The following is a 12005-nucleotide window of genomic DNA, read 5'->3' on the forward strand; positions in this document are numbered from 1 at the left end:
CACAGTATGAATTGGATTCTTTACGTATTAGTGTTTTGCCTTTCACTACCAACTCTTGCTCAGCGGACGATAACGATTTCGGATTTACACACCGAAAATCTGACCAATCCGGAAGGCATTACGAAATCTTCTCCCCGGTTTAGCTGGATTCTGACCAGCAATCAACGCAATCTCAAACAGGAAAAATACCAGATTCTGGTGGCTTCCTCGCTGGATAAACTCAACCAGAACGAGGGTGATTTGTGGAATTCCGGGCTCGTCAGCAGCGACCGCTCCCAGTGGGTTGCCTACGCAGGGCAGTCGCTCACGAGTCGTCAGAATTGCTTCTGGAAAGTAAAAATCCGGAGTCAGGACGGCGTCGAATCCGGTTGGAGCCAACCAGCCCGCTGGAGCATGGGGCTGTTGCAATCGTCCGACTGGTCGGCGCAGTGGATTGGTCTGGATCAGGCGTTTGAGTGGGATGCGCCCAAAGCGGTCAATACGCGGCTCTCGGCCCGGTATTTTCGAAAACAGGCCACATTTGCTAAAGCCATCAAACAGGCAACGGCTTACATCAGCGGTTTGGGCCTGTACGAACTTTCGCTGAACGGCCAGAAAGTGGGCGATGCCGTGCTTGCACCGGGGCCGACAGAATACGACAAACGGGTTTTATACAATACATACGACGTAACGAGTTACCTGCAAACCGGGGAAAATGCGGTTGGTGTAACGCTCGGCAACGGTCGCTATTTCGGTATGCGCGTTGGTTTGCCCAAAACACCGGCCACAACTCACTACGGTTATCCAAAGCTGCGGCTGCAAATAGAAATAACCTACGCGGACGGAACGACTGAAAAAGTAGTCAGTGATGCGAGCTGGAAGGTAACCGCCGATGGTCCCATTCGGGCCAACAACGAATTTGACGGCGAAGAATACGACGCCACCCGCGAATTAACCAACTGGGACAAAACCGGTTACGACGCGTCCAGCTGGTTATCCGCTCCCATCGTGAGCGCCCCGGCCAGCCGGGTCGAATCGCAGACCAATCCACCGATAAGGGTGACGCAAAACCTGACACCGGTTTCGGTCCGGCAACTGGAACCCGGAAAATTCATCTTCGACATGGGCCAGAATATCGTTGGCTGGGCCCGACTGAAGGTACAGGGGACCCGTGGTACGCAGGTGACGATGCGGTTTGCCGAAGTGCTGCAAAGCGACGGAAATCTGATGACCGAAAACCTGCGTTCGGCCGAACAGAAGGACATCTACACGCTGAAAGGTGGCGGGGAGGAAATTTGGGAACCGCGTTTTACGTACCACGGTTTTCGCTACATCGAAATGACCGGTTTTCCCGGCACTCCAACGACGCAAACGCTGGAAGGCCGGATTGTGCACGACGACCTGCCGCAGACGGGGTCAATGACGACGTCGAATGACATGCTGAACCGGATTTACAACAATGCGTTCTGGTCGGTTCGCGGAAATTACCGGGGTATGCCGACCGACTGCCCGCAGCGCGACGAACGCCAGGGCTGGCTGGGCGACCGGGCGACGGTTTCGACGGGCGAAAGCTTTATGTATGGCAATCAGGGTTTGTACGCCAAGTGGCTCGATGACATCGAGAGTGCGCAGAAATCGGACGGTGGTATCCCGGACGTAGTCCCGACGTACTGGAAATATGCCACGCCCAGCGTCACCTGGCCTTCGGCCTATGTCTTGATAGCGAATATGTTATACGAGCAATTCGGCGACGACGAGCCGATTCGGAAACATTATTCGTCGATGAAAAAGTGGGTGACGTATCTGGAGAAATACAGCGAAAATTACATTCAGCAAGCCGACGAATATGCAGACTGGTCGCTGCCACCGGAATCCATGTCACTGACCAAATCGGAAGATCCAACCCGGAAAACCGATGGCCGGTTGCTGAATACCGCCTATTATTATTACATGCTGAAGCTGATGGAGCGGTTTGCGGTTTTGACCGGAAACGAAGGCGATCGTGCCGGTTTCAGCAGCCGGGCCGCGCTCGTTCGGACGGCCTTCAACCAGACTTTTTTCAATCCGATTACCAATCAATACGATAATAACACCGCCACGGCCAGTCTCGTCGCATTAGGGTGCGGATTAGTCCCCGACGGTCAGCAACAGGCGGTTTTCAATCAGTTGACGGCGGTCATTGAGGGCAAGTTCAACGGCCATCTCAGTACGGGTGTTGTCGGTACCCAATGGCTGATGCGGACGTTGACCGCGAACGGGCGGGCGGATCTGGCGATGCGGCTGGCGACCAACACCGGCTATCCGAGTTGGGGGTACATGGTCCAGAATGGGGCTACCACCACCTGGGAATTATGGAATGGCAACAAGGCTCCGGCCTTTATGAACTCCTTCAACCACGTGATGCTGCTGGGCGATATGCCCATCTGGTTCTACGAAAACCTGGCGGGGATCAAGTCGGGAGAAGCCGGTTTTAAATCCATCGTCATGCGCCCCGTTCCCTCCGGAAACCTGAGCCGGGTCAATTCAACGTTTGCATCTGCTTACGGAACCGTCGCCAGCGAATGGACCACTTCCGGCGAGCAGTTCCGCTGGAAAATTACGGTGCCCGGTAACACGACGGCTCTGGTTTCGGTGCCTGCCGAGAGCCTGTCCTGGGTTCAGGAAGGCAACCAGCCCGCCGAGAATGCAACGGGCGTTACGTTTCTCCGGATGGAAGACAAACGGGCCGTTTTCCAGGTTGGCTCCGGTTCGTACGACTTCCTTTCGGCTCCGTCAGATTCTGAAAACCGCCCTCCAATTGCCCCTACCTTGAGCCCCCCGGCCGGGCTGGTGAATAAAGCTTATTCGTATACCGTACCGGCATTTACCGATCCCGAAGGCGGTACCGTAACGCACGCCATCAGTGGCACCGTTGCCGGTCTCACGTTCAATCTCGGCACCCGGATATTGAGTGGAACACCTACGCAAACGGGAAATTTCCCGCTGGTCGTACAGGCGACGGATACCGAGGGGGCTTCGACCACGGCGGTGATGTCGGTTTTGATCAATGCCAATTTAAACGTCTACGACGGGTATCTGGATAAAGTTCGGTGCGACAGCATTACCGGCTGGGCCTGGAACCGCGATAAACCCAATACACCCATCACCATCGAGTTTCTGGATGGTGCTACGATGGAAACCGCTACCGTGGTCGGGTCGACGGTCGCCAATATTTACCGGCTGGACTTAAAAACCGCCGGAAAAGGAAACGGTGCCCATGGCTACCGGTTTAAAGTTCCGGAAAGTTTGAAGGACAACCGCACCCACACCATCTGGGGACGGGCCGAGGGCGTATACGGGTTGAAATGGAATCCCAAGACGTTGACGTGCGAAGGAACCGGAACACCCCCGCCGAATCAGCCGCCCGTGGCCCCTGCGATTGCGTCTCTTACCGCCACGACCGGGCAACTGTTTACGACCACACTGGCACCCTTCACCGATGCCGACGCAAACCCACTGACCTACAGCCTGACCGGTTCAGTTGCCGGTTTGAGTTTCAATCCGGATACCCGGATTTTGAGTGGCACACCAACCACCACCGGCACGTTTAGCTTAACCTATTCGGCGAATGACGGCACGGTTTCGGTTCCGCTGGTGCTCAATATTTCCGTCAGCAACGCTCCGGTGGTCAATACGCCACCGGTAGCTCCTGCAGTGGCTTCGCTGACCCTGACGACCGGGGATTCCTTTTCGGCTACGTTACCGATTTTTACCGATAACGAAAACGATCCGCTGACGTACACGTTAACGGGTTCGGTGCCGGGACTGGATTTCAGCCCAGCAACGCGGATTTTAAGCGGAGTCCCCACCACGACCGGCGCGTACAGTTTAACCTATTCCGCCAGCGATGGCACTGCCTCCGTTCCCACAACGCTCACGATCGTGGTCGTCAGCCCGCCGGTGGTCAATCAGCCGCCGGTAGCCCCAGCGCCGGTTTCGCTTTCGGCCACGGTGGGTGTCGCTTACACCACAACCCTGGCACCATTTACCGATCCGGAAAACGGCCCGCTCACCTACGGTTTGGCCGGTAGTGTACCGGGACTGAGCTTCGATCCGAACACCCGGGCATTGAGCGGAACGCCCACAACGACCGGTACGTTCAGCCTGACGTATACCGCTGATGATAATCAGAATCTGGAGACAACGGTTGCAGTAACGCTTACGGTTTCGAGTACGGTTACGACACCCCCCTTAAGCCTGGCGGGCTATGATGGGTATTTATCAACCGTCAACTGCGACATATTTTCAGGCTGGGTTTGGCACCGGGACAAACCCAATCTTGCGCTCACGGTCGAATTTCTGGACGGATCGAACATCGAAACGGCGCAACTCATCGATGTGACGCAGGCCGATATGTTTCGGCAGGATCTGAAAACCGCCGGAAAAGGCAATGGCTATCACGGTTACGTCTTCTCCGTTCCTGCGCAACTAAAAGACAATCAGACCCATACCATCTGGGCGCGTGTGGCTGGTTCGGCCTACGTTTTGCGACTGGCTCCGAAACCAATAAGCTGTACCGGTCCTGTGACGCCCACAAATCGTCCGCCCGTGGAGCCTTCCGTTGGCACTCTGACAGCTACGGTCGGGCAGCCATTTTCAACGACCCTGGCGCCTTTCACCGACCCCGACAACGATGCGTTGACCTACAGCCTGACCGGTACGGTTTCGGGTTTATCGTTCAACGCAGCTACGCGGATTTTGAGTGGAACGCCCACCCAGGCCGGTTCATTCAGCCTGACCTATTCCGCAAATGATGGAAAAGTTACGGTTTCCACGACGGTTCGGCTATCGGTGACGGCTCCCGCTCCTACCAACCAGCCGCCCGTTGCGCCTGCCATTGCTTCCCTGAGTGCAACAGTGGGACAATCTTTTTCGGCAACCCTGGCGGTTTTTACGGACGCCGATAACGATCCATTGACCTATAGCATGGCGGGAACCATTCCGGGATTAACATTCAACACCGCCAGCCGGGTACTGGCAGGAACGCCCACCCAGGCCGGTTCGTTCAGCGTAACGTATTCTGCGAACGATGGGAAAACCACCGTTCCGACCACCGTTCGCATGTTGGTATCCACACCTGCTCCTACCAACCAGCCACCGGTAGCGCCATCGGTTGCGTCCCTGAGTGCAACCGTAGGGCAAGCTTTTACCACGACCCTGGCGGTTTTTACGGACGCCGATAACGATCCATTGACCTATAGCATGGCGGGAACCATTCCGGGATTAACATTCAACACCGCCAGCCGGGTATTGGCAGGAACGCCCACCCAGGCCGGTTCATTCAGCGTGACTTATTCGGCGAATGACGGCAAAGGAGCCGTTTCAACCACCGTTCGGATCACCATTGTCAGTCCGGCGCCGGTAAACCGTTCGCCCGTTGCACCCTCCATCGCCACGCTGAACGCAACCGTAGGTCAGGCCTTTACCACAACCTTAGCGGTTTTTACCGATGCCGATAACGATCCGCTGACGTATAGTTTAACGGGAACAATCCCCGGGTTATCGTTTAATACCGCCAGCCGGGTATTGAATGGCACGCCTACGCAGGCCGGTTCCTTCAGTGTAACCTATTCGGCGAATGACGGTAAAGGAGCCGTTTCGACCGTTGTTCGCATGACGGTTGCCAGTGCGCCACCCGCCAATAAAGCACCGGTGGCCCCATCCATTGCGTCGCTGACGGCTACGGTTGGGAAAGCATTTACAACCACCCTGACGGCTTTCAACGATCCCGAAAATGGTGCGTTGACGCATACGGTTACCGGACTTCCAGCCTGGCTAAGTTTTACCGCCGGCACCAGGGTGTTGAGCGGCACACCCAGTTCGACGGGGACTCACACGCTGACGTATTCAGCAACGGATAATAAGAATGCGAAAACGGATTTGACATTGACGTTGACGGTCAACCCGGTTCCGATCACCGGGAGTTTTGAAGGGTATCTGGATGTGGTCAATTGCTCCAGTTTTTCCGGCTGGGTCTGGGATCGGGATAAACCGAATCTATCACTTCCCGTTGAATTTCTCGAAGGCACAACGCTGGCGGCCGCCAAATTGGTTGGAACGACCAACGCGGATATATTCCGGCAGGATTTGAAAAATGCCGGGAAAGGCAACGGAGCACACGGCTATATTTATTACGTACCCCAAAGTTTAAAAACCAGTCAGCAAAAAACGATCTGGGGGCGCGTTCAAGGCAGTAGTTTTATTCTGACCTGGTCGCCTAAAACCATCAACTGCACGCCCAATCAGCAGCGAATGGGGACATCCGAATCCGCTGATGAAGCATCGCTTATTCCGTTATCGCTAACTCCCAATCCGACAACCGGTCTGGTTACCGCCCGATTCCAGTTAGCCGAAAACGAAAAAGCCCGGTTGCGGGTCACCGACCTGCTCGGCCGAACCCTGCACCAACGGGATGTTCTGGGAACCGGTCAGCCGCAGGAAGAAACCATTGATATCAGCCAAAATACACCCGGTGTGCATTTCATTCACCTCAAAACGGATCTCAAAACCCAGAGTGGCCGGGTTCTTTTAACGCGTTGACAAACCGGCGCCGGCGTATCCAATCGACGCGCCGGTACCCGGTTCTGTATCATTCCCATCGAGCCCGCCATCGGGCTCGAGCGAATCTGTTTCATCTTCTTTGGGTGAATCGGCGGGATTGGCTAGTTCCGGTTTGGTCTCCAGACCGATGGCGTCCCGATGTTCCTCCGTTTCCGGCAATGTCGGCTCCTGATTTTTCATGAATGCGTTTAATCGTGTGTTCAATCAGTAACCGTTCCCTTATCGGAATGTTTCAGGGAACCGTTTTCATTTCAATCCGAACTCCCTCCCTATCTTTCGGATTGAACCGCCCGGTTTGCTAGGCCATTGGTCGAAAACCTGTGGTGATTTCGCGCCCGAATTTTATTTTTCTACTGCGTTCAGGGCTCGATTCTGAAACCTCCGCCCCGCGTCAGTCGTTATAGTAGGTATGAAGTTATTTTTGCGTGTCCTACGTTGGGCTTTGATCGTTATCATTGTCGTCTTTGCCGGATTACTGACTGCCGCCCATTGGGTCGAATCGCGGGACAGTGACGAAGAAATTGCGGAAAGTTTTCGGAATGAACGGGTGAAAGCCGTTGTTCACCGGTATAAAGTGGCCGACCGAACCATCCGGTACATTGAAACGGACGAACCCGGCCAGGATTCATTGCCCGTGGTTTTGTTTGTGCACGGCGCCCCCAGTTCTTCTTCGTTCTTTATGAAGTTTTTCAAGGATACGACGCTCGTCAACCACGCGCATCTGGTAGCGGTGGATCGGCCAGGCTACGGTTATTCCGATTTTGGCCGGGTGGAAACCTCGATCGTTAAACAGGCTCAACTCCTTCAGCCGCTGATGGATCATTACCGAAAAGCGTCGTATTTCATGTTGGTTGGGTCGTCGTACGGCGGTTCGGTGGCGGCACGGCTGGCAATGAACAATCCAAATCTGGTCGATCAGGTGGTTTTCGTCTCCTCCGCCCTCGGGCCGGGACTGGAGCGGACCTACCCCATTAGTTATTTCATTGACAAACCGCCATTACGCTGGCTGATTCCGCGTTTGCTGCTTCTTGCCAATGACGAAAAATTGGCGCATCGCCAGGCCCTGACCGAAATTCTGCCTGATTGGAACAAAATCAAAGCCGGCGTTACGTTTCTGCACGGCCAGCGCGACGACCTGGTTTTTCCGACCAATGTGGCCTTTGGCCGTTCGCATTTGATTAACGCCCAATCCAGGGAATATCTGTTACCGGAAAACCGCCATGACATTGTGTTCAACAAGCGGGAATACATGACGCAGATCATTGTCAATATTCTGAATGCCTACGCCGATTCAGTAAAACCGGAAAACCCGCCTAAAATTCTGATGACGGCCAACCACTGATATGAAAATGTACCAGCTCCGCCGACTTTCGGATCACCCGGTTATCACAGCCGCCGATGTAAAACCATCGCATCCGCAGTTTCAGGTGATGGGTGCGTTCAACCCCGCAGCCTGCCGGTTTGGCGATGAAATTCTGTTGTTGCTGCGGGTGGCTGAAGCCGTCGATACCCTGCCTGGAAAGATCCAGGTGCCGATCGTGCAGCAACTGGATGGCCAGTTTCAGCTGGTTATTAAAACGTTCCCGGAACCGGAAGGCGACTACGATCCGCGCGTGGTGCAAATCGGCGATCAGGTGTATTTAACCTCGCTGAGTCATTTGCGGCTGGCGCGAAGTCGGGATGGTATTCATTTTACGGTCGACCCCAACCCATTTATTTTTCCGGAACGGGCCGATGAATCGTTTGGCGTGGAAGACGCCCGGATCACATTTCTCGACAATCAATACTGGATTACGTACACGGCAGTTTCGGAAAATGGACCCGGCGTTGGACTAATCGTTACGAAAGACTTTGTGACCTTCGAACGGAAGGGAATGATTCTTGCGCCACCCAACAAAGACGCCTGTCTGTTTCCCCAGAAAATCAACGGGTTTTATTACCTGCTGCACCGACCGATGGTGTCGGACATCGGAAAGCCGTCGGTTTGGCTCGCCCGGTCGCCGGACGGTATTCACTGGGGTGACCACCGGTTTTTGTTCGGAGCCACCGGAACGCCCTGGGAACATCTGAAAATTGGCGTCGGTCCCGAACCCCTCCTGACCGACGAAGGCTGGCTGGTCTGTTACCACGGCGCCAGTGTCGATCACGCCTATTCGCTGGCCCTCGCCCTCCTCGACCGCGACGATCCAACCCAATTGCTCGATCGGTCCACGGAACCGTTGCTGGTCCCCGAACTCGAGTGGGAGAAAACCGGTTTTTTTCCGAATGTTGTGTTCACCAACGGCTGGGTTCGGATGCCCGATGGCCGGATTCTGGTCTATTACGGAGCTGCCGATTATTGCGTGGGTGTCGCGGAGTTAGTGCAGACGTAACCGATCGATTCACTAAAAAACAGGAGGCCAATTTGAAGGCTATAGGAAAACCTATAATCTCAAAATACCGGTTTTCTCAATCCAAAAACAGGGTATTCCCGAATTTACGGGCGTCGCGTTTTGGCGGCACTTTGTATCGTTCAATCAAACCAACACGATACGAAAAATGACATCTGTTTTCGCTCCTCAATCTTCTGCTACCGCCCAGATGCTACCGCTCAGTCCAGCGGACAAAATGATGCTCTACAACCAAAAGAAGATTTTCAATTTTATCTTCTCAGGAATAGCGCTCGTTCTGGCTGGATTTATGGTCTTTCAGGCCATTTCTCTAGACAGCTCCATTGGTAGCGCCTTTCTCATTCCGGGACCGTCGTTGCTGGTAATGTGCTGCCGTTATTCCTTTTTTATTAATAAATGAAATGACCGCCATGTGTGGATAATTGTCCTTATTTCAATAAAACCGTTCCTTTTTTATACGTTTTGAAAAGGTCAAGAATGGCGTACTTTTTTTTCTTCGAAAAGGGTGATGTTCTTGAAAAGAATGTCCTTCATTGATCTGTTCTACAAGTCCATTGCTATTTCCGACTGGCAGTCAACGTTTTGTTGTCGTTACTTTTTGTCCGGAATTTCGTCCAATTTACGGTTTACAAGTTAAATTTTTCGTACTCAAAAACTACTCCTGAATGATGTTTCCCTTTATTATTCTGGCACTCGTTGGCGCTTTTCTAGTACTGCTTGGATGGATTATCTGGAAATTCAAAATAGCTCGGGCAATTGCTGGTTACGATGAAACCAAAATTATTGATCCGGATGGTTTTGCCCGGTGGAACGGGAAATGCCTAATGGGTTCTGGTATTGTCTCCTGGCTATTCGGAGCGATAAGTCTTCTGTTTCAGTCTAAAAACTCAGAAACGATTCTTTTTTTACTATTCATGTTCCTGATGATGACCACTGCTGCTGTTACCGTGGCCGGATCACAGCGCTATCACAAGTGATCAGTTATTACACATTATAAGAAGGCGCCTTTTTGGCCGCTTCAGCGGCCTGTTTCCGCGTAACGTATTGATTAATTGAATACATCATCACAATGGTGATGGCCGTTGTTCCAGCTACGATATAACCCAGTGTATCATAGTGTTCCAATTTGCCGCCCTTGGCCTGCACCACAATCAGCCCGGCAATCATTGAAGCAATACCGCCCGAAATTTGCTGAACCGACGAGTTGATCCCCATGTACGCACCCCGGTCCTGCGGGTCGGGGACGCCCGATACCAGCGCCGATGACGACACCATCCGCGCCGAAATACCGGCAAACAGCAATACGTTGATGATCATGATTTCCCAAAGCGGAGTAATCTCCAGGTGGCAATAGACAATCGTTACGATAATACCCCAGATCGATGCGTAGAAAAACAGTGGAAACTTGCCGATTTTATCACTCAGTTTTCCGGCCAGCGGCCCGATAATGATGGCTGAAATGCCGGTTACCATGTAAATCAGCGGCAGTTGTTCCTGCGAAATTCCCAGGTTATAAATGGCAAAGGCACTACCAAACGGCATCATCATAAAACCGCCCGTCGCCAGCAAAACCGTGCTGGCAAAACCGCGCAGGTAACTCGTCTGCGAAACCGTATGCAGCAAATGCTGAAACGGATTCCGGTCCGATTTGAGGTTCAGGTGGGCCGTTACCGGTTTCATATACAGGGCAATGGCGAGGCCAACGACGACGCTGACGCCCACAATCAGGAGAAAGGGCGCGTGCCAGCCGAGGTTATTGGCCAGGTATAATCCCACCGGAATTCCCAAAACCTGGCTACCGGCAAACGCCGACTGGATAACGCCCATGACCCGGCCGCGCACCTGAAACGCAAACAAATCGGTGACAATGGCAAAGCCAATCGACCCGATGACCCCACCAAAAATTCCTGTAACGATGCGGGCGATGAGCAGGAAATGGTAGTCGGGGGCAATCCCGCACAGGAGCGTTCCAAGCACAAAACCGCTGTAAAAAAACAGCAACAGTTTCTTGCGGTCGTAGCGGTCGGCAAAACCAGCCGTCAGCAAACCCGCAATTCCGGCGCTGAAAGCGTAGGCCGACACCACCCAGCCGAACTGGGCCGTCGTGATGTTAAGTTCGGTCAACAATTGGGCGCCCAGTGGCGAGAGCACCATGAAATCCAGAATGACCGTAAACTGGATAAAAGCCAGCATTCCGATGATGGCCTTTTCGTAGGATGTAAAAACAGTTTTGGGTTCGGCGGCTTGCATAGGTTTTTCTTTCGGCAGTAATATAATAGGACGACTTAAAATCGGGATTAAAATCCGCTCCGGTTTTCGTTTTCGGGCCGACAACTGACTTCGCTCACTATTTTCTTGAAAAAATTAAGGTTTCAGTGCTTTCAACACCAGGCTCAGGGTTTGCTCCAGTACCTTTTCGTCCAGGACGAATTTGCCCCAGCCCGGCATTCCCTGCTCCGACTGCTGAAATTTAATCAGCTGATACAACGGTGCATACGCTACCGACCAATATACCTCAACCGGCAGCTTCACGAGTTCATTGCGCTGGATGGCATTCATCACGAAGACTTTCATCGCGACCGAAAACGGGTTTTGAGCATCGGTCTGAAACTTTTCGTGAAAGGGCGAATGGCGCATCTGTTCCATAAAATGCATCCGAAGCGGATATTTCATGCAGTAATTGGCCCGGTTCATCCATTGCACCCGCAACCCTTCGTCAAAATGCATGGCCGGGTCAAATCCCCGGAGCGTTTCCTGGCTCATCATCTGCATCTCTTCGTAATAAATCTGCCGGATCAGGTCCTCGCGGTCTTTGAAATAGATGTAGATCGTGGCCGGCGAAACCCCCGCAGCCTTCGCCAGTTTCTGCATGCTCAGCCCGTCGAAGCCCTCCCGGACGATCATTTTCATCGCCTGCTCCCGAATCGCCTGTTCTTTTGTTTCGTCGCGTAATCTCATAGCGGGATCAAAAATAAACGAACGTTCTTTTATTTAAAAATTATTTGTTCGTTTTTATTAATAGCCCAACGGCTGATG

General features: G+C 53.2%; 8 protein-coding genes. 5 read left to right on the forward strand and 3 right to left on the reverse strand.

All coding sequences use genetic code 11. The features are described from left to right. The first annotated feature begins 6 nt into the window (after positions 1-6). Positions 7-6558: a family 78 glycoside hydrolase catalytic domain gene (locus EHT25_RS21450; RefSeq protein WP_124877227.1), complete on the forward strand. Its 6552-nt coding sequence runs from the start codon at positions 7-9 to the stop codon at positions 6556-6558. Here the strand turns inward: EHT25_RS21450 and EHT25_RS21455 are convergent. Beyond that, positions 6547-6759, reverse strand: coding sequence for a hypothetical protein (locus EHT25_RS21455; protein WP_124877228.1), 213 nt, complete (start codon positions 6757-6759; stop codon positions 6547-6549). The genes EHT25_RS21450 and EHT25_RS21455 overlap by 12 nt on opposite strands. Before the next feature lie 262 nt (positions 6760-7021). On the opposite strand from EHT25_RS21455, the gene EHT25_RS21460 reads away from it, so the two are divergent. The 4 genes from EHT25_RS21460 to EHT25_RS21475 all read left to right on the forward strand — a co-directional run bounded on the left by EHT25_RS21460 (position 7022) and on the right by EHT25_RS21475 (position 9946). Beyond that, on the forward strand, positions 7022-7921 hold the full coding sequence (locus EHT25_RS21460) for an alpha/beta fold hydrolase (protein ID WP_310588772.1): 900 nt from the start codon (positions 7022-7024) through the stop codon (positions 7919-7921). Between the two features lies 1 nt (position 7922). Continuing rightward, positions 7923-8951 carry a glycoside hydrolase family 130 protein gene (locus tag EHT25_RS21465; RefSeq protein WP_124877230.1) on the forward strand — a complete coding sequence of 343 codons (1029 nt, stop codon included), beginning with the start codon at positions 7923-7925 and terminating at the stop codon, positions 8949-8951. 166 nt (positions 8952-9117) lie between these two features. Continuing rightward, positions 9118-9369, forward strand: coding sequence for a hypothetical protein (locus EHT25_RS21470; RefSeq protein ID WP_124877231.1), 252 nt, complete (start codon positions 9118-9120; stop codon positions 9367-9369). Between the two features lie 265 nt (positions 9370-9634). Continuing rightward, positions 9635-9946, forward strand: coding sequence for a DUF3784 domain-containing protein (locus tag EHT25_RS21475; RefSeq protein ID WP_124877232.1), 312 nt, complete (start codon positions 9635-9637; stop codon positions 9944-9946). Between the two features lie 7 nt (positions 9947-9953). Here EHT25_RS21475 and EHT25_RS21480 read toward each other — a convergent pair whose 3' ends face one another. Together EHT25_RS21480 and EHT25_RS21485 are read right to left on the reverse strand one after the other, a co-directional pair. After that, positions 9954-11219, reverse strand: a complete 1266-nt coding sequence (locus EHT25_RS21480; RefSeq protein ID WP_124877233.1) for an MFS transporter — start codon at positions 11217-11219, stop codon at positions 9954-9956. A gap of 114 nt (positions 11220-11333) precedes the next feature. After that, positions 11334-11927 (reverse strand): TetR/AcrR family transcriptional regulator, encoded by a 594-nt coding sequence (locus EHT25_RS21485; RefSeq protein WP_124877234.1) that lies wholly within the window; start codon positions 11925-11927, stop codon positions 11334-11336. Positions 11928-12005: the final 78 nt, after the last annotated feature.

Origin of the sequence: Larkinella rosea (assembly GCF_003858635.1) — a bacterium.
Taxonomy (GTDB): domain Bacteria; phylum Bacteroidota; class Bacteroidia; order Cytophagales; family Spirosomataceae; genus Larkinella; species Larkinella rosea.